This window comes from Rhizobium aouanii, from assembly GCF_037002925.1.
Classification (GTDB): domain Bacteria; phylum Pseudomonadota; class Alphaproteobacteria; order Rhizobiales; family Rhizobiaceae; genus Rhizobium; species Rhizobium aouanii.
The window spans coordinates 52,631-70,297 of record NZ_JBAMYD010000023.1; the positions used below are offsets into that span (position 1 = coordinate 52,631).

At 60.9% G+C, this 17,667-nt stretch carries 17 protein-coding genes; 4 read left to right on the forward strand and 13 right to left on the reverse strand.

The features are described from left to right. Nucleotides 1–48: 48 nt before the first annotated feature. A complete protein-coding gene (locus V8P77_RS30520) occupies nucleotides 49–495 on the forward strand; it encodes a DoxX family protein (protein WP_335915927.1) in 447 nt (148 codons plus the stop codon). A gap of 302 nt (nucleotides 496–797) precedes the next feature. Here V8P77_RS30520 and V8P77_RS30525 read toward each other — a convergent pair whose 3' ends face one another. The 7 genes from V8P77_RS30525 to V8P77_RS30555 all read right to left on the reverse strand — a co-directional run bounded on the left by V8P77_RS30525 (nucleotide 798) and on the right by V8P77_RS30555 (nucleotide 7,641). Beyond that, a complete protein-coding gene (locus V8P77_RS30525; RefSeq protein WP_003552965.1) occupies nucleotides 798–971 on the reverse strand; it encodes a DUF1328 domain-containing protein in 174 nt (57 codons plus the stop codon). A 63-nt stretch (nucleotides 972–1,034) separates the two neighbouring features. Further along, a complete protein-coding gene (locus V8P77_RS30530; protein WP_335915929.1) occupies nucleotides 1,035–2,462 on the reverse strand; it encodes a gamma-aminobutyraldehyde dehydrogenase in 1,428 nt (475 codons plus the stop codon). A gap of 13 nt (nucleotides 2,463–2,475) precedes the next feature. Next, nucleotides 2,476–3,288 (reverse strand): ABC transporter permease, encoded by an 813-nt coding sequence (locus V8P77_RS30535; protein WP_335915930.1) that lies wholly within the window; start codon nucleotides 3,286–3,288, stop codon nucleotides 2,476–2,478. Next, nucleotides 3,278–4,240 carry an ABC transporter permease gene (locus V8P77_RS30540; protein WP_335915931.1) on the reverse strand — a complete coding sequence of 321 codons (963 nt, stop codon included), beginning with the start codon at nucleotides 4,238–4,240 and terminating at the stop codon, nucleotides 3,278–3,280. Before V8P77_RS30540 ends, V8P77_RS30535 begins: the two co-directional genes overlap by 11 nt. Next, the gene (locus tag V8P77_RS30545; RefSeq protein ID WP_335915932.1) at nucleotides 4,237–5,223 is read right to left on the reverse strand and encodes an ABC transporter ATP-binding protein; all 987 of its coding nucleotides are present in this window, start codon (nucleotides 5,221–5,223) and stop codon (nucleotides 4,237–4,239) included. The genes V8P77_RS30540 and V8P77_RS30545 overlap by 4 nt, the downstream gene beginning before the upstream one ends. Before the next feature lie 232 nt (nucleotides 5,224–5,455). Then, nucleotides 5,456–6,616, reverse strand: coding sequence for an ABC transporter substrate-binding protein (locus V8P77_RS30550; protein WP_335915933.1), 1,161 nt, complete (start codon nucleotides 6,614–6,616; stop codon nucleotides 5,456–5,458). Between the two features lie 116 nt (nucleotides 6,617–6,732). Continuing rightward, nucleotides 6,733–7,641: a LysR family transcriptional regulator gene (locus tag V8P77_RS30555; RefSeq protein ID WP_003566676.1), complete on the reverse strand. Its 909-nt coding sequence runs from the start codon at nucleotides 7,639–7,641 to the stop codon at nucleotides 6,733–6,735. A 179-nt stretch (nucleotides 7,642–7,820) separates the two neighbouring features. Between V8P77_RS30555 and V8P77_RS30560 the strand changes: the two genes are divergently transcribed. After that, the gene (locus V8P77_RS30560) at nucleotides 7,821–8,510 is read left to right on the forward strand and encodes a hypothetical protein (RefSeq protein WP_335915936.1); all 690 of its coding nucleotides are present in this window, start codon (nucleotides 7,821–7,823) and stop codon (nucleotides 8,508–8,510) included. Between the two features lie 12 nt (nucleotides 8,511–8,522). Here the strand turns inward: V8P77_RS30560 and V8P77_RS30565 are convergent, their stop codons facing one another. Next, nucleotides 8,523–9,413 (reverse strand): AraC family transcriptional regulator, encoded by an 891-nt coding sequence (locus V8P77_RS30565; RefSeq protein ID WP_335915938.1) that lies wholly within the window; start codon nucleotides 9,411–9,413, stop codon nucleotides 8,523–8,525. 132 nt (nucleotides 9,414–9,545) lie between these two features. On the opposite strand from V8P77_RS30565, the gene V8P77_RS30570 reads away from it, so the two are divergent. Continuing rightward, nucleotides 9,546–10,298, forward strand: a complete 753-nt coding sequence (locus V8P77_RS30570; RefSeq protein WP_335915939.1) for an SDR family NAD(P)-dependent oxidoreductase — start codon at nucleotides 9,546–9,548, stop codon at nucleotides 10,296–10,298. A gap of 168 nt (nucleotides 10,299–10,466) precedes the next feature. On the opposite strand, the gene lysS is transcribed toward V8P77_RS30570, so the two are convergent. From lysS to V8P77_RS30595, 5 genes are all read right to left on the reverse strand, one after another. Next, nucleotides 10,467–11,963, reverse strand: coding sequence for a lysine--tRNA ligase (lysS, locus tag V8P77_RS30575; protein WP_335915940.1), 1,497 nt, complete (start codon nucleotides 11,961–11,963; stop codon nucleotides 10,467–10,469). A 22-nt stretch (nucleotides 11,964–11,985) separates the two neighbouring features. Next, nucleotides 11,986–13,452, reverse strand: coding sequence for a glutamate--tRNA ligase (gene gltX, locus V8P77_RS30580; protein WP_335915942.1), 1,467 nt, complete (start codon nucleotides 13,450–13,452; stop codon nucleotides 11,986–11,988). Nucleotides 13,453–13,694: 242 nt separating this feature from the next. After that, a complete protein-coding gene (locus V8P77_RS30585; protein WP_335915943.1) occupies nucleotides 13,695–14,450 on the reverse strand; it encodes a TerC family protein in 756 nt (251 codons plus the stop codon). A gap of 212 nt (nucleotides 14,451–14,662) precedes the next feature. Next, a complete protein-coding gene (locus V8P77_RS30590; RefSeq protein WP_335915944.1) occupies nucleotides 14,663–15,502 on the reverse strand; it encodes an AraC family transcriptional regulator in 840 nt (279 codons plus the stop codon). 93 nt (nucleotides 15,503–15,595) lie between these two features. Continuing rightward, nucleotides 15,596–16,288: a TetR/AcrR family transcriptional regulator gene (locus V8P77_RS30595; protein ID WP_335915946.1), complete on the reverse strand. Its 693-nt coding sequence runs from the start codon at nucleotides 16,286–16,288 to the stop codon at nucleotides 15,596–15,598. Between the two features lie 150 nt (nucleotides 16,289–16,438). On the opposite strand from V8P77_RS30595, the gene V8P77_RS30600 reads away from it, so the two are divergent. Next, nucleotides 16,439–17,650 carry an HlyD family secretion protein gene (locus V8P77_RS30600; RefSeq protein WP_335915947.1) on the forward strand — a complete coding sequence of 404 codons (1,212 nt, stop codon included), beginning with the start codon at nucleotides 16,439–16,441 and terminating at the stop codon, nucleotides 17,648–17,650. Nucleotides 17,651–17,667 lie beyond the last annotated feature (17 nt).

The following is a 17,667-nucleotide window of genomic DNA, read 5'->3' on the forward strand; positions in this document are numbered from 1 at the left end:
GCGCCTTGCTATGAGCGGGCTAACCACCTGCTCTTCAAACCGGAGGGTATGATGGAAAGCGCCTCAAGCCGGCCCCCACTGGCCGATCTCATTCTTCTCCTCGGCAGGCTTCTGCTGTCGCTGATCTTCCTGCACGAAGGTTGGTCGCTCGCGGCAGATATCACGGCGACCATCGACATTTTCGCAAAACTAGGGTTATCGGCGCCGGTCGCGCTTGCCACCATCGCCCTTCAGATCGGCGCCGGCCTTTCTATCGCGACAGGCTTCCTCAGCCGGCTTGGCGCACTGGCACTGGCACTCTTCTGCCTGGCGACCGCCTTGCTCTTCCACACGAATTTTTCAAGCCAGAACGAGTTGCTGCATTTCGAGAAGGACCTGGCGATTGCCGGCGGCATGTTCGTGCTCGCGGCTTCGGGTGCGGGATCGATATCGATCGACAGACTGCTGAGAAAGCGGACCGGGATGCATCCCTGGCTCAGGGCGGTCTTGTCGTGAGTACGCACCGAGGTCAGGTTAACTTGGCAAGAGAACGAATGACGATGGCATAGGGAATATGCGGCGGGATCAAAGGGGTCGCCGCCCGTTACCGGAACGCCGAGTAGTGGGGCGAGAGGCCGCGCCGCCCCCTCCATGTCAACCTCTCTTCCGAATCGTGTGTCGGAAAGAATCTAAACGCGTCGCGATCATTCAAATCGCTTGCCACGTTTAGGTCTTTGCTTTCCACATGTTGCGATCGCAAGACCGCCGCACACTTTTGCGCGACATGCTTCAGGCTGCGCGCCGCCGTTCGCAACCGCTCACAAGATCGCCTGGCCGGCCATCAGCGCAAGGACGAGGAAGATCAGGAAGATCACCAGGGCAATGCCGAAGAGAACGCGGGCGATCGTCGCAGTAGCGGCGGAGACGCCGGAGAAACCGAAGAAGCCGGCGATGATCGAAATCACGAAAAATATCAGGGCCCATTTCAGCATGACGTCATCCTTAGCGGTTGTCTGGGAAAGACGCGGCAACCGGGAAATTGTTCCAGTTCGTGGTCAGCCGTGATTGATCATCACGTGGCGGACGGCGGTGTAGTCCTCCAGCGCGTAGACCGACATGTCCTTGCCGTAGCCCGACTGTTTGAGGCCGCCATGCGGCATCTCGTTGGTGAGCATGAAATGTGTGTTGATCCACGTGCAGCCATATTGCAGGCGGGCGGCGGTCTTCATGCCGCGGCCGATATCCTTGGTCCAGACGGAGGAGGCCAGGCCGTAGTCGCTGTCGTTCGCCCAGGCAACGGCTTCGTCGGCATCGGAAAAGCGGGTGACCGAGACGACCGGGCCGAAGACCTCGCGGCGGACGATCTCGTCGTCCTGTGTGGCGCCTGCAATGACAGTCGGCGTGAAGAAGAAGCCCTTGTCGCCGGAGACCTTGCCGCCTGTGGTGATTTCCATGTGCTTGTGTTCGGAAGCACGGGCAACGAAGCTTTCGACGCGGTCGCGCTGGCGTTTGGAGATCAGCGGACCGATCTCGTTTTCGGTATCGTCGGTCTGGTTGAAGCGGATGCTCGAGACGGCCGAGGAGAGGTCGGCGACGAAATTGTCGTAGACCCTGGCATCGGCATAGATGCGGCAGGCAGCGGTGCAGTCCTGACCGGCATTGTAATAGCCAAAAGTGCGGATGCCTGCGACGACGGCATCGACATCGGCATCGTCGAAGACAATGACCGGGGCCTTGCCGCCGAGTTCCAGGTGGGTACGCTTGACCGTCTTGGCCGCAGCCTGCAGCACTTTCTTGCCGGTTGCGACATCGCCGGTGATCGAGATCATGCCGATCTTGGCGTGATTGATCAACGCGTTGCCGACACTTTCACCACGGCCGAGGATGACGTTGACGACGCCTTCGGGAAGGATTTCGGAGAGCAGCTTCGCCATCTTCAACGCCGTCAGCGGCGTCTGCTCCGAAGGCTTGAAGACGACGGTATTGCCGCCGGCAATGGCCGGCGCCAGCTTCCAGGCCATCATCATCAGCGGATAGTTCCACGGCGCGATCGAGCCGACGATCCCGATCGGATCGCGGCGGATCATCGAGGTGTGGCCGGGCAGATATTCGCCGGCCGCCGGTGCGTGCAGGTTGCGCACGGCGCCGGCGAAGAAGCGATAACAATCGACGATCGCCGGGATCTCGTCGTTCAGCACGGCATTGATAGGCTTGCCGCAATTCAAAGCCTCCAATGTGGCGAAGCCGGCGGCATCCTTCTCGATCGCATCGGCGATCTTCAATAGGTAGCCGGAACGTTCGCCCGGCGTCGTCTGCGACCAGCTTGTGAAGGCTTTTTCGGCGGCATCGACGGCGGCATCGACCTGGGAAAGCGAGGCCTCGGCAAGGTCGATCACCGTCTCGCCCGTCTTCGGGTTCAAGATGTGCTCTTCCGTCTCCGTGCCTTTTTCGAAGCGGGAACCGATCAGCATTTGGATATCCATGATGTTCTCCCTTTTATTTGCCGGCGCCGGCGATCTGGTCGCCGTCGCGGGTGAGGTAATAGGCTGCCAGGATCGGCAGGAATGTGACGAGCACCACGACCATGGCGACCACATTGGTGACGGGGCGCTGGCGCGGGCGGATGAGTTCTTCGAGCATCCAGATCGGCAGGGTCGATTGCTGGCCGCCGGTGAAGGTGGTGACGATGACCTCGTCGAAGGACAGCGCGAAGGCAAGCATCCCGCCGGCCAGAAGGGCGGTGCCGATATTCGGCAGGACGACATGGCGGAAGGTCTGAAAACCGTCGGCGCCGAGATCCATCGAGGCCTCGATCAGCGAGCCGGAGGTGCGGCGGAAGCGGGCGACCGCATTGTTGTAGACGACGACCACGCAGAAAGTGGCGTGGCCGAGCACGATCGTCCAGACCGAAAAGGGGATGTCGAACAGACTGAAGGCGGAGCGCAGCGCAATGCCGGTGATGATGCCGGGAAGGGCGATCGGCAGGATGACCAGCAGCGAGATCGCCTCGCGGCCGAAGAATTTCGTCTGGCTGACGGCTGCCGCACAGAGCGTGCCAAGGACCAGCGCAATCGCCGTGGCGATGACAGCGACCTGCACGGAGAGGCCAAGCGCCGACCAGACGTCCGGCCGGTTCCAGGCGACGGCAAACCATTGCAATGTCAGCCCGGGCGGCGGCCATTGATAGCTCTTTTCCTCCGTCGTGAAGGCATAGACGAAGATCAGCAGGATCGGCAGGTGCAGGAAGAGCAGTCCGGCGGCTGCGGCAATTTTCAGGGGCAGTGGCGATCTCTTGAGGTCAGAGCGCATCGAAAGCCCCCAATTTCCTGGCGAGCGACAGATAAAGCGCCATGATGACGATCGGCACGACGGAGAAGGCCGCGGCGAGCGGCACATTGCCTGCGGTTCCCTGCTGGGCATAGACCGCCTGGCCGATGAACAGCCTGGACGAGCCGATGATCTGCGGGATGATGTAATCACCCAGTGTCAGCGAAAAGGTGAAGATCGAACCGGCGACGATGCCGGGGAGCGCTAAGGGCAGGAGCACGGTGCGGAAGGTCTGGCGCGGCGTGGCACCGAGATCCGCCGAGGCCTCGATCAGATTGCCGGGCACACGCTCGAGGGCCGCCTGCGTCGGCAGGATCATGTAGGGAAGCCAGATATAGACGAAGACGATGAAGGTGCCGAGGTAGCTCACCGAAAGCGAATTGCCGCCGATGACGGGCAGGTTCAGGGTCGCGTCAAGCAACCAGGAGAGATGGAGCTTCTCGAAGATCCAGGTGAGGATGCCTTCCTTGGCGAGGATCAGCTTCCAGGCGTAGATCTTGACGAGATAGCTCGACCAGAGCGGCAGCATGACGCCGAGATAGAAGAGCGCCTTCCATTTGCCTTGCGCATAACGCGCCGCATAGTAAGCAATCGGGAAGCCGATCAGGGCGGCAGCGAGGGTGACCAGCGCCGACATCACAAGGGTGCGGATGATGATATCGAAATTCGCAGGGTTCAGCAGCTGGGCATAGGTCGAGAGGGTGAATTCGGTATTCACCAGCCCGGAGAAATCGTCGATCGAGAAGAAGCTCTGCAGTAGCAGGGCGATCAGCGAGCCGATATAGATGATGCCGAGCCAGAGCAGCGGCGGCGTCAGCATCAGGAAGAGCAGCAGCTTCGGGTGCCGCCAGAAGGCATCCGACAATTGGCCGAAGAACCCGCCGCGGCCCGGTAGAATCGATGTCTTGCCGCTTGTGATGGTGAGCGCCGTCATGCCGCGTCATCCATGTAGTGGATATCGGCCGGTTGCCAGGCGAGGCGGATACGGGCGCCGAGATCCGGCACAGGCGCGCCCGCCGGCAGCATGACATGCAGCCGGCTGCCCTTGAGATCGACGCTGAGACGGGTGGCGGCGCCGAGGAAGCTTGCATTTTCGACTTTCGCCTCGACGCCGTCGCTTGCCAGCCGGATCGCTTCGGGGCGCAGGCTCGCCCAGCGTTTCTCGCCGCCGAGCAAGGCCATCAGATCAGGCGCGATGACGTTCGACGAGCCGACGAAATCGGCGACGAAGCGGGTCTTCGGGCAGCGGTAGATATCCTGTGGCGTGCCCTGCTGAACGATGTTGCCATCGTTGAAGACGGCGACGCAGTCGGCCATGGACAGTGCCTCGCTTTGATCATGGGTGACGAAGACGAAGGTGATGCCGAGCGCGCGCTGCAGGCTCTTCAATTCTTCCTGCATCTGCTCGCGTAGCTTCAGGTCGAGCGCGCCGAGCGGCTCGTCGAGCAACAGCACCTTCGGCTTGTTGACCAGCGCGCGGGCGAGCGCCACGCGCTGCCGCTGGCCGCCGGACAGCTGGCCGGGGCGGCGGGCGCCGTAACCCGGTAGCTTGACGAGCTCGAGGGCATCGCCTGCCGCCTTCATCCGCTCCGCCTTGCCGACGCCCTTGACCATCAGCCCGTAGGCAACATTGTCGAGGATATTGAGGTGCGGAAAGAGCGCGTAGTCCTGGAACACGGTATTGACGTTGCGGCGATAGGGCGGAACGCCGTCAGCCGTCTCGCCGAAGATCTGGATATGGCCCGCGGTCGGCTGTTCGAAGCCGGCGATCAATCGCAGGCATGTCGTCTTGCCGGAGCCGGATGGCCCGAGCATGGCAAAGAATTCGCCGGGCGCGATCTCGAGATCGACGCCGTCGACGGCGCGCACCTGGCCGAAATGGCGCGATACCTGCTGGAAACGGACGGCTGACGTCATGGGGGCTCCGGGTCTTGGGAGTGCGTTGAGTGGTACGATTTTTGCAAGCGTAAAAACCCCTCCCCAACCCCTCCCCACAAGGGAGAGGGACTTAACCCGCGGACCCTCCGGATACAACCTTACTGCTGCATGCAGCAGGGACTACAGGCGATGCCGCTGAAGCCCCTCCCCCTTGTGGGGAGGGGTTGGGGAGGGGTCTTACGCTGCAACAGTCCCCTCAGTGAGACGCAAATTACCGCCCGCCGATCACGCCGATATAATCCGACACCCAGCGATGATAGGGCACGCATTCGCTCTGCGTGGTGCATTTGGCGACCGGGGTTTTCCAGAACTTGATCTTGTCGAAGTGATCGAAGCCGTTGGCGGCGCAGCCGGTTTCACCCATCAGTTCGTTGCCCTTGCAGGCGGCGGGAACGGAGGGCACGGCGCCGAACCAGGCGGCGGCGTCACCCTGGACCTTGGCCTTCAGCGAATGCTCCATCCACATATAGGCGCAGTTCGGATGTTCGCTGTCGGCGTGCAGCATGGTGGTGTCGGCCCAGCCGGTGACGCCTTCATCCGGGAAAGTGGAGGCGATCTTCTGCTTGTCGGCCTGCAGCAGGTTCACCTGAAAAGGCCAGGAGCCGGAGGCGACGACGCCTTCGTTCTTGAAGTCGTCGATCTGGATCATCGCATCGTGCCAGTAGCGGGAGACGAGCTTGCGCTGGCCGCGCAACAGGTCGAGGGCAGCCTTGTACTGGTCCTCTGTCAGTTCGTAGGGATCCTTGATGCCGAGATCCGGCTTGTGGGCCATCAGATACATGGCAGCATCGGCGACGTAGATCGCGCCGTCATAGGCCTGGACGCGACCCTTGTTCGATTTGCCGTCGGGCAGTGTCTGCTCCTCGAAGACGACGTTCCAGCTGGTCGGCGCCTTGTCCTTGAAGGCATCGGTATTGTACATCAGCACGTTCGGCCCCCAGAGATAGGGCACGCCGTAATGCACGTCGCCGACTGTATACCACGGGCCGTTCTGCAGGCGCTCGTCGACGGTCTTGAAGCTCGGGATCAGATCGGTGTTGATCGGCTGGACACGCTTGCCGGCGATGAGGCGGAGCGAGGCATCGCCCGATGCCGTGACGAGATCGAAGCCGCCTTCGTTCATCAGCGACACCATTTCATCGGAGGTGGCGGCGGTCTTGACGGATACCTTGCAGCCGGTCTCCTTTTCGAAATCGGTGACCCAATCGTAGTTCTTGTCGGTTTCGCCGCGTTCGATATAGCCGGCCCAGGCGACGATGCTGACCGCACCTTCGCCCTTGCCCAAGGCCTTCAGCGGTTCGGCGGCGATTCCCTGCGTCGCGAAGCTCAGGCAGGCGAGCGCTGCCGTGCAGGATTTCAACAGATTCGTCATCATCCGTCTCCCGGTTTGCCACTTCTGTGGCGGTTTGTTCCCGGATGAAAAGGTGACGCGAAAAAGCCGCTTTCGCAAATTCATTTATCAGAAAGGCGGTATCGGAAATTCCGATATCAGCGGATACGCCCGGAGCGCAAGCTTTCGGCGATGCCGACGAAATCGCGGGCCGCCTGCGGCAGGCTGGAGCCCTTACGCCAGACCATGCCGACCTGGACGACCGGCAGCGAACCGGAGACGTCGCGGCTCTCGATGCGGTCGCCTTCCAGCGACCATGGTCGGTAGACGAGATCGGGAAGCAGGGCCACGCCGGCGCCTGTTGCAACCAGGCTGCGCACCGCCTCCACCGAACGGGTGCGGAAGGCGACATGCGGGCGGGCGCCGAGGGCTGAGAGCAGCTTGCCGGTATTCTCCTCGATTTCGTCGACCGTCAGCATGATTAGCGGTTCGCGGGCGATGTCGGCGACCGAGATGATATCGGCCGACACCAGCGGATGGCCCATCGGCAGCCATAGTCGATAGGGCGAGGTTTCGAGGATTTCCGCCTGCAGCGCCATGCGGTCGCGCAGGTTTGATATCACCATCACGGCGACATCCAGTTCGCCGCCGACCAGGAGATGTTCGAGGTAACCACCATTATCCTCGATGGCGCTGACCTCGATACCAGGACAGGCGCGCCGGTATCGCGCCAGGAGGTCGGAGAGGACGTAGCCGGCGACCAGCGAAGTGACGCCGATGTTCAGCGTGCCGGAGAGAGCGCTTTGCTGGCCGGAAAAGCTGGTCCGTGCATCGGAGACGGAGGCCAGGATCTTCGTCGCATGACGCAGGAACTGGTGTCCGTTATGGGTGATCGTCAGGCCGCGCGGATGGCGTTCGAACAGCTCGACGCCGAGGTCGGTTTCGAGCTCCTTCAGCGCTTCCGTCACCGAGGATTGCGAGATCGAAAGGTTCTGTGCGGCTCGCGTCACCGAACCCTGTTCAGCGACGGCGACAAAATATTGAACCTGGCGAAGCGTGAAGGCCATGGGGTTTTAGAGCATGGCGGAACGGGCCGTGGCAAGCGGCCCAAAAAAGCGGACCTTTTTTGGTATTTTCCTAAAATGGAGCGGGCTTCGCATGCCCACTTAAACTTTCGGAAACGTCATTTCCTTAGCGTTCTCAGCACTTGTCCTGCGTTGGAGTTTCAGATGGCGGAGCAGTTGGCGTGAAGGCCTTACTGCGCATATTCCGGCCTTCCCGGAAATTGGCAATCATCATTGGCGGAGTCGCTCTTCTCATGGGCGTGTCCGGCGGTGCGGCGGTTTATGTCGGCAAGGACAGGCTGATCGGTGCAACTGGTGGTGGCTACGGGCTCGAATGCAGCGACGTCAACCTGGTGACGATCCGCAAGCAGGATCGTGTCTGGGTGCGCAAATACATCAAGACCGAACCGACCGACGGGATGACGCGGGTCAAGACCGCGCTTCGTGTCGCCCAGGCGGTTTATGCCGCGCAGAAGCCCGATCTGGTGCAGGTGGTGGTGCTCGACGAAAACGGACCGACGTTGCGGGCCGATATTCGCGGTCGGGCGATCGGCGCCGATGTCGTCTATATCCCGCATCCCGACAAGGCCGTTCCGGGCCTCGACGACAAGTCTTATACAGCGCGCTACTACGACGGCAAGGCCAGCGAAAGCGGGCTGTTCTTCGGTGAGCGGATAGAGATGCCGTTCGACGAGATCGCCATGATCAGCGCCGCTTTCAAGGATCCCGAGGATTGCGTCGACCCGGTCGCGGTTGCTTCCACAAAGGGTGAGGGCAAGGCAGCCGGCGGACACGGCGCAGCGCCCAAGGATGCAGCCACTCCAGCAAAAGCCGCTCCCGAAGAGGCGCCGCCCGCCAAGAGCGGGCACTAAACCCGAAAAACATCAGGCGGCAGGCCTGATACTTTCCCTTATCAGCGAGGCGTCACGCGCCGGCGGCTGGCCGAAGAAGCGTGCATATTCCCTGGTGAATTGCGAGGCGCTCTCGTAGCCCACGGAATAGGCGACCGAGGAGGCGTTTCCTGATTGAGAAATCAGAAGCTGGCGGGCCTGCAGCAGGCGGATACGCTTCTGGAACTGGATCGGGCTCATCGCCGTCACAGCCTTGAAATGGCGATGAAAAGCCGAGACGCTCATGGAGGTGAGGGCAGCAAGTTTTTCGACCTCGACCGCTTCGGCGTAGTGCTCGCGAACCCAGCGGATGGCGAGCCGTATCCGCGACAGGGCGCTATTGGGTGCTGCGATATCGCGTAGCATCCAGCCCTGCGGTCCCTGCAGCACGCGATAGAGGATTTCGCGTTCGTAGGCCGGGGCAAGGGCAGGGATATCCTGCGGGCGCTCCATGAGTTGCAGCATCCTCAGCCAGGCACCCAGAAGTTCCGGCGTCATGCGACAGACGGAATAGCCACCGCTTTGTCCCTCCTGATAGGATTGCGGCGGAAGATCCAGGAGAAGCGCTGCGACCCTTGCCGGATCGAGCGATAGGCTGACGCCGATATAGGGCCGGTCGGGACCTGCCTGCTGCACCATGCCCGTCGCCGGCACATCGATCGATATCACGAAGTAGCTCGCTGGATCGTAATAATAGTCCTGTCCGGCGATCGTCAGCGTCTTGCTGCCATCAAGGATCAGGTTGACCATCGGCTCATAAACGGCGCCGAGCTTGTGTTCGGGAATCTCCCCCTTGACCATCAGTATGCCGGGTATGCCGGTTTCCGTCGGGCGGTTTTCAGCGTGGGCCGTCAAGCGGCGCATCTCTTCGAGCATTGTTTGCATGGCGAAATCCTGACCCAGCAAGTGACACGGCGCAAGGCAAAAGCAGGAATAGGCAAGAACGAGGCAGTTTCCGGCGGAGTGCAGGCCGGCTGTTTCCCATAGCTTCCGGCCACCGAAGCAAAGGAGACAGAAATGAAAATCGCAATCATTACCGGCGGCAGCCGTGGCATTGGTCAATCGGCAGCGCAGGAATGCGCAAGGCGCGGCATGGGTGTCATTCTCACCTATAACAGCCACAGGCCAGGTGCGGATGAAGTCATCGCCGCGATCAAGGCAGACGGTGGTCAGGCCGTTGCGCTTGCCCTCGATGTCGGTAATGCCGACAGCTTTCCGGCCTTCGTGGCGGAGGTGAAACGGCTGCTTTCCACTTATTGGGGCCAGAATACGTTTGACTGCCTCGTCAACAATGCCGGTTTCGGCATGTTCAATCTCATGGAGACGGTGACGACGGACCAGTTCGACGCTCTGATGAATGTCCACCTGAAAGGGCCGTTCTTCCTGACGCAGGCCTTGCTGCCGCTGATGGTTGATGGCGGCGTGATCCTCAATGTAACGAGCGCTTCCGTTCGCGTCGCAACAGCAGGTGTCGCGCCCTATGCAGCCCTCAAGTCCGGACTTGAGACGTTGACCCGCTATCAGGCGAAGGAGTTCGGCGATCGCAGGATCCGCGCCAATGCCATCTCGCCCGGTCCTACCCGCACCAATCTTGCCGACGCTGCGCTGGACAAGAACCCGGAGTTCGCCGCGTTGCTCGCCTCACAGACGGCTCTCGGCCGTATCGGCGAAGCCGAGGACGTCGGCCGCGTCATCGCCATGCTCGCGTCGGACGACGGCGCATGGATCAATGCGCAGACGATCGAGGTCACCGGCGGTTACATGATCTGAGTGTGACGACGAACTCGGTCATAACAAAAACCAACGAAATAACGTCATTCCGTGATCGACCAAACCACTGTGTCTTGGTCCATCGGCTTGGTTTTTTCACCAGTCTGCTTAAAACAAAACGGAGCGTCCTTTCGGGCGCTCCGTTTTTTCATTTAAAGAATGTGGTTCTCAGTCGGCCTTGCTGCGGCGGGCCGGGAAGAGGATGACGTCGCGGATCGACGGTGCATTGGTCAGAAGCATAATGAGACGGTCGACGCCGATGCCGAGGCCACCTGCCGGCGGCATGCCCTGGTCGATCGCGTCGAGGAATTCCTCGTCCAGCTGCTTTTCCTTTTCGCCGCGGGCATGCGCCTGTTCGAGCTGCTCGACCATTCGGCGGCGCTGCTCTTCGGGATCGTTGAGTTCCGAAAAGGCGTTGCCGAGTTCCCAGGCATTGCAATAGGTCTCAAAGCGCTCGACGAGGCGCGGCTCGCCCGGCACTTCCTTGGCGAAGGGCGAGATGTCCTTCGGGAAATGCGTGACGTGTGAGGGTTGGATCAGTGTGGCTTCAACCTTTTCCTCGAAGATGAAGGCGAGGCATTCGCCCCAGGTCCAATCCTTCTCGACCGCGAAGCCGGCAGCCTTGGCGGCAACGCGCGCCTCTTCATCGGTCTTGATGGCGCGGAAGTCGATGCCGGTCGCTTCCTTGACGGCATCCGGCATCGGCACACGCTTGAACGGTCCCTTGAAGGAGATGCGCTTGTCGACGAAATCGAATTCCGTGGTGCCGTGAATGGAGAGCGCCAAGCTCTCGAACAGCCGCTCGACGAGGTCCATCATATCCTCGTAGTCGGCATAGGCCCAGTAACATTCCATCATCGTGAATTCGGGATTGTGCCGCGTCGAGACGCCTTCGTTGCGAAAGTTCCGGTTGATTTCGAAGACCTTGTCGGTGAGGGCCGAAACCAGCGTGCGCTTCAGGAACAGTTCCGGCGCGATGCGCAGGTACATATCGAGCTTCAGCGTGTTGTGATGCGTCTTGAACGGCTCGGCAGTGGCGCCGCCATAGACCGAATGCAGCATCGGCGTCTCGACTTCCATGAAGCCGTCATTTTCCATGAAGCGGCGGATGCCTGAAACAATCTTCGAGCGCTGCTGGAAGCGCAGCTTCGAATCTTCGTTGGTCATGATATCGAGATGGCGCTTGCGATAACGCAGCTCGATATCGGAGAGACCGTGCCACTTCTCGGGCATCGGCAGCAGCGACTTGGTCAGCATGGTAATCGTCTGCGCATTGATCGTCAGCTCGCCGCGCTTGGTGCGGCGTACGATGCCGGTGACGCCGATGATGTCGCCGATGTCGATCATCGGCAGAAGCGCCCGGGCTTCTTCCGGGGTCGTGTCCTTGTGACTGAAAATCTGGATCTTGCCGCCGGCATCGTGGATGTCCATGAACATGCCGGAATTACGCGACGAGTAGACGCGGCCGGCGACGGTGACGACATCCTGCGTCTCGACGTCAGGTTCCAGGTTCTCATATTTCGCGATGAGCTCGGCATTGGTCATCGTGCGGTGGAAATGCGCCGGATAGACCTCGCCGATCTGCTCGCGCAGCAGCTTCAGCTTCTGGGCACGCACTTCCGTTGCGTCGGAGGAAAGGGTGTTTTCGGTCTTATTGTCAGCCACTGTCGAAATCCTCTGACTGTTCTTACTTAGAGCCGACGAGGGCGGCGACCGCCTGCGAGGCGAGCTTCAGGCGCTGACGCACAACGGACCGGCCGAGGATTGCCATGGAATCGAAGAGCGGCAGCGAGCGCGACGAGCCGGACACGGCGACGAAGAGCGGCGAGACCACGACCTTCAGCTTCTTGCCCATGCGGTCGGCGATCGCGCGCAGCTCCGCCTCGATCGTCTCGACATTCCATTCCAGGATCTTTTCGAGATCCGGCTGAACGGTGTTGAGGATCTCCAGGATCTCTTCCGGCGGCGACTTGATCTTGGCGAAGTCGGAAGGCTGCAGGCCAAGATCGGACTTCAGCAGGAAGCCGGCGAGATCGGGCAGTTCGCCGAGCTTGGAAATGCGCGTCTGCGACAGGCGCAGACCTTCCTTCAGGCGGTCGTTTTCCATCGCCCAGGTCAGCACGCGTGCCTGGAATTCTTCTTCGGAGAGCTTCTCGCGGATCCAGCGGCCGTTCAGCCAGTCGAGCTTCTGAATGTCGAAGATAGCGCCGGCCTTGGAGAGGTTCTCCGGATCGAACTTCTCGGAGAGCTTGTTGATATCAAGCAGCTCTTCGCCTTCGGCAATCTGGATGAAGAACAGGCCGAGGAAGTTCATCAGCGCTTCCGGGATATAGCCGAGCGCGGAGTAATAGGAGATCGAGGTTGGGTTCTTGCGCTTCGACAGCTTCGACTTGTCGGCATTGCGCATCAGCGACAGATGCATGAAGACCGGCTGATCCCAGCCGAAATAGCGATAGAGCAGGATGTGCTTCGGCACCGAAGCCAGCCACTCCTCGCCGCGCGCCACATGAGTGATCTTCATCAGATGGTCGTCGATGACGTTGGCCATGTGATAGGTCGGCATGCCGTCGGCCTTGACGAGCACCTGCATGTCGACGGAATCCCACGGGATGCTGACGTCGCCATAGACGCCGTCGGTAAAGTCGCAGGAGCCTTCGGCCGGGATCTTCATGCGGATGACGGTCGTCTCGCCGGCGGCCATGCGCGAGGTGACTTCCTCGGCCGCAAGATTCAGGCAGAGGCCGTCATATTTTGGTGGCTTGCCGGCGGCGCGCTGGGTTTCGCGCATCTGTTCCAGCCGCGCGGGCGTGCAGAAACAGCGGAAGGCATGGCCCTTGTCCAGCAGCTCCTGTGCATAGGGCTGGTACATCGGCTTGCGATCGGACTGGCGATAGGGGCCGTAGGGGCCGCCGATATCTGGGCCTTCCTTCCATTCCAGCCCGCACCATTTCAGTGCGTCCAACACCTTCGTTTCGAATTCCGGGGTCGAGCGCGTCGCATCGGTATCCTCGATGCGCAGGATGAACTCGCCGCCGTGCTTCTTGGCGAAAAGGTAGTTGAAGAGAGCGATGTAAGCGGTGCCGACATGCGGCTCGCCGGTCGGCGAGGGAGCGATGCGGACGCGGACGCCGGTGGCTGTCCCGGAAACTGTCATTGTGTGTGCCCGTCAATAATGCCGGACGGCTTTCACGGGGAAAGCGACGTTCGGCCGGAAGGATGCAGATATCTTCGGCAAACCGGCCGGGAAAGGGCATGCGCCCGCACCATCCGCCGATCGTCCGTTCGGCTGGCCTTAGGCCATATTCAACCGGGCGCGTCAAGAAAAACCACGCCTGCAAGGGCTTGATGGCGATGAGGGAGGACGCGCCGTTGGGACGCGCCCTCTCAACCCCAGCCTCAATGAGCGCCGCCTCGTTTCCGCTTGCGGGCGTTGCGCGCGAACATGTTCAGCACCTCGACCAGCGCCGAGAAGGCCATGGCGGCGTAGACGTAGCCCTTCGGCACATGGAAGCCCATGCCTTCGGCGATCAGCGTCGTACCGATCATCAGCAGGAAGGCGAGCGCCAGCATGACGATCGTCGGATTCCGCTCGATGAAGTTGGCAAGCGGCGTTGCGGCGACCAGCATGACGGTGACGGCGGCGACGACGGCGACTACCATGATCGGCAGATGCGGCGTCATGCCGACGGCGGTGATGATGCTGTCGACGGAGAAGACGAGATCGAGCAGCAGGATCTGGCCGATGGCCGATGCAAAACCTGTCGTGGCCGAACTTGCGATGAAGTCCTCGCCGTGATCTTCCGGATCGACGCTGTGGTGGATTTCCTTGGTGGCCTTCCAGACGAGGAACAGACCGCCGGCAATCAGGATCAGATCCTTCCAGGAGAAGCCGTGGCCGAAGGCTTCAAACAGCGGTTCGGTCAGTTGCACGATCCAGGCGATGGTGCCGAGCAGGACGAGACGCATGACGAGCGCAAGACCGATACCGATCTTGCGGGCCTTCTCCCGGTGCTCGGGCGGCAGTTTGTTGGTGAGAATGGAAATGAAGATCAGGTTGTCGATCCCGAGAACGACTTCCATCACCACCAGCGTGATGAGCGCCACCCAGGCGGCCGGATCCTGAATGAGCGTCATGATTTCCTGCATCAGCATATATCCCCTTTGCGTCACGTGAGTATTGACGCTCGCAATGTAATGTTGCCGGCCTCTCAGGCAAGCGCCGCAAGGGGGTATACGAAATCGATGTGACTTTTATTCCCTAGAACAGGATGATTTGAGGTCGGGTCGGCCTTAAATTTGAATCCTGTTCTAAATTAAAGAGTTAGAGCATGATGTCGTCCGAAAACCGTTGACGCTTTCCGGCATCATGCTCTGACCGGCAACCAGATTTCGGTGATGCCCATGCCGGTATAGGGGTCGAAGCGCTCGTCGTAGCGTTCGAACATGTCGGGTGTCTCGCCGTGCTCCAGGCCTGAGGTTGGCCACCATGCGCCAAATATCCGGTTCATGGTCGCCGGAATGCCGGAGACATGGCCGCGATGGACAAAGACGACATAGCGCTGGCCCGGAAGCTTGAGCGTTGCGAAATCCGCCGGCAGATCGCCGGCATCGGAAATTTCGACCGCGGCCATATAGCGGAATTTCTCCGCTTCACCGTCGATATGCGTACAGATGCCGTAGGCGACATTGCCTTTCTGGCCGGAGATATGACCGAAATGGGCGTTGAATTTCTGCCAGAGAGAGGGAATGGCGGCATTGCCGCCATAGGGATAGGTCTCCTGCAAGCCGGCAAACAGCATCGGTTGGAGGGTTTCGAAACGGGGCGGTTCAAGGTCGTTGAGGTGGGCGGGGTCCATTCTGATCGGCTCCAGCAAGACAAGGTTACGGGCGTGCCCCTGTCTGCGCACCGCATCGGGCGTCATGCCGAACTGGTCGCGGAAGGCACGGGTGAAGGCCTCGTGCGAGCCGTAGCCCGCGCAAAGCGCAACCTCGAGAATGGTGGATGAACCGCCGACCAACGCCGGCACGGCGCGGCTGAGGCGCCGCCCTCTTATATAGCCGCTGATCGAGTGACCGGTGACGAGCCCAAAGACGCGCGACAGATGGTAGCGCGACAATCCGGCTGCTTCCGATATCTCTTCCAGCGATATATCGCTTTCGAAATGGCTCTCGATGAACCAGATCGCCCGTCCGACGGCGCTCATCCTCATTCTCCTGGTTGCAGCTTCTTCCTTAGAGAAAAACCGGCAGCCGGATTTGATCGCTATTGCGGGATTTTGGCCGATGGAGCGCGGCGGTCAAGGATGCGGTCGGACGGTCTCGTGCCGGCGCGCGCCGTAGGCGGCCATGAAGACCCGGATCGCGCCGCGGATGACGCGCTCGATTTCGTCACGCGGCGGCGGCTCTTCCATGCTGCCGAACAGGCGAAGCTTAAAGAAACTGCCGCTGGCAAGATCGAGAAACTGACCGGCCGCGAGATCGATGTCATCGATCTCGAGTGTGCCTTCGGCGATATGGCGTTCCAGGAAATCGCGCATGATGGTGCGCAGATTGACCGGCCCCTTGAAGAAGCGCTGACAGAGCACAGGCATGCGGTCTCGAACGCCGAGCACGGTGCGCATCGCGCTGATGACCTTTTCATCGGTCATATGGGTAACGAAGCTTATCCCGAATTCGTACAAGCCGGCTTCGGGATCGTCATGTTCGGCAAGCGCCGTGCGCACGGCCGCCACGAAGGCGGCGCGCTCGGTCTCGATCATTGCCGAAAACAGCTCTTCCTTGTTGGTGAAATAGACGTAAAGCGTTCCCTTGGAGACACCGGCCTCACGGGTCACGTCGTTCATGCTGGCGGCGTCGAAACCCATCTTCATGAAGACGCGCTTGGCGCCGGCGAGGATCTGCTGGCGCTTGGCCGGATCTTCGCCTGCGGCAAATCGGCCTCCGGCAGCGGGAGGACTGAATAGGGCGGCGTTGTCGGGTTTCAGCGTCATGTCCTCTTAACCGTGTTGACGGTTTCGTATGTTCTTTAAAAGAAATCGAACCGATTGGTTCTGTGCACCTTGATATGACGATAAAACAGGTTTAAGTCAACTGAACCGAACCGTTCAGTTCGATTATTTACTCCAGATTGGTAAGTGGCTATGTCGAGCAACCAGAAGAGCAACGTCGCGCGTATCGTCAGCGAAAACGCCGAGACCGAAGAGGCAAAGGCCGAGGTCGCGGCCGTAGAAGCTTCGACGGCGGAAGCCCGCGAAGTGCCTTCAGCTCCCGCGCAGTCGGCGCCGGCTTCGGTCGCTGCACCCGCGGCTGCGAAGAAGCGCCGCAGCCTTGTGCTGCCGATCGTCGTGATCGCCCTTCTCGCAGGCGGCGGCTGGTACGGTTACGAATGGTGGACGAACGGCCGCTTCATGGTGTCGACCGACGACGCCTATATCGAAGGCGATATCGCAACGATTTCGCCAAAGGTCACGGGCTACGTCGCGAAGGTGAACGTTGTCGCCAACCAGGAAGTCAAAGCGGGCGACGTGCTTGTCACGCTTGATAACGGCGACTATCAGAACGCCCTCGACTTGGCCCAGGCCCAAATCGTCACCGAACAGCTTTCTCTGCAGCGTATCGACGCGCAGATCGAAGGCGCGAATGCGAGCCTCGTGCAGGCGCAGGCGCAGAAGGTGGCACTCGAAGCGGCCGTTCGCGGTGCCGAAATCAGCCAGAAGCGCCAGAGCGACCTTCAGGCGAAGTCGGTCGGCACCGCCGCCGATCTCGACAATGCCAATATCGCCCTCGACCAGGCCAAGGCCAATCTTGCCGGCGGCGACGCCAACATCACCGCCGCACAGGCCAACATCACCATCCTCCAGGCCCAGCGCAAGGAAGCCGAAGGCTCGGTCCGTTCGCTTGAGATCTCGCGCGACAAGGCCGTCCGCGACCTTTCCTTCACCGTACTCAAGGCGCCTTATGACGGCATTGTCGGCAACCGCTCCGTCCAGGAAGGCGACCTCGTCTCTCCCGGCCAGCGCCTGATGGCGCTCGTTCCGGTGCGCCAACTCTATATCGACGCCAATTTCAAGGAAACGCAGATCCAGCATCTGGTCCCGGGCTCGAAGGTCAACGTCCATGTCGATGCCTATGACGACCATCCGATCGTCGGCACCGTCGAATCGATCTCGCCGGCTTCCGGCTCGGTCTTTTCGCTGCTGCCGCCGGAAAACGCCACGGGCAACTTCACCAAGGTGATCCAGCGCGTGCCGGTGCGGATCGCGCTGCCGCAGGATGCGCTCGACAGCGGCCGTCTGCGCGCGGGGCTGAGCGTCGTCGTCGACGTCGACACCCGTACGGCGCCGAGCAAGTAAGCCTTCAGGAAAGGCAG

Coding starts and splice junctions, on each gene's coding strand:
- V8P77_RS30520 (WP_335915927.1), top strand. CDS start 49: ATGATGGAAAGCGCCTCAAGCCGGCCCCCACTGGCCGATCTCATTCTT.
- V8P77_RS30525 (WP_003552965.1), bottom strand. CDS start 971: ATGCTGAAATGGGCCCTGATATTTTTCGTGATTTCGATCATCGCCGGC.
- V8P77_RS30530 (WP_335915929.1), bottom strand. CDS start 2,462: ATGGATATCCAAATGCTGATCGGTTCCCGCTTCGAAAAAGGCACGGAG.
- V8P77_RS30535 (WP_335915930.1), bottom strand. CDS start 3,288: ATGCGCTCTGACCTCAAGAGATCGCCACTGCCCCTGAAAATTGCCGCA.
- V8P77_RS30540 (WP_335915931.1), bottom strand. CDS start 4,240: ATGACGGCGCTCACCATCACAAGCGGCAAGACATCGATTCTACCGGGC.
- V8P77_RS30545 (WP_335915932.1), bottom strand. CDS start 5,223: ATGACGTCAGCCGTCCGTTTCCAGCAGGTATCGCGCCATTTCGGCCAG.
- V8P77_RS30550 (WP_335915933.1), bottom strand. CDS start 6,616: ATGACGAATCTGTTGAAATCCTGCACGGCAGCGCTCGCCTGCCTGAGC.
- V8P77_RS30555 (WP_003566676.1), bottom strand. CDS start 7,641: ATGGCCTTCACGCTTCGCCAGGTTCAATATTTTGTCGCCGTCGCTGAA.
- V8P77_RS30565 (WP_335915938.1), bottom strand. CDS start 9,413: ATGCAAACAATGCTCGAAGAGATGCGCCGCTTGACGGCCCACGCTGAA.
- V8P77_RS30570 (WP_335915939.1), top strand. CDS start 9,546: ATGAAAATCGCAATCATTACCGGCGGCAGCCGTGGCATTGGTCAATCG.
- gltX (WP_335915942.1), bottom strand. CDS start 13,452: ATGACAGTTTCCGGGACAGCCACCGGCGTCCGCGTCCGCATCGCTCCC.
- V8P77_RS30585 (WP_335915943.1), bottom strand. CDS start 14,450: ATGCTGATGCAGGAAATCATGACGCTCATTCAGGATCCGGCCGCCTGG.
- V8P77_RS30590 (WP_335915944.1), bottom strand. CDS start 15,502: ATGAGCGCCGTCGGACGGGCGATCTGGTTCATCGAGAGCCATTTCGAA.
- V8P77_RS30595 (WP_335915946.1), bottom strand. CDS start 16,288: ATGACGCTGAAACCCGACAACGCCGCCCTATTCAGTCCTCCCGCTGCC.
- V8P77_RS30600 (WP_335915947.1), top strand. CDS start 16,439: ATGTCGAGCAACCAGAAGAGCAACGTCGCGCGTATCGTCAGCGAAAAC.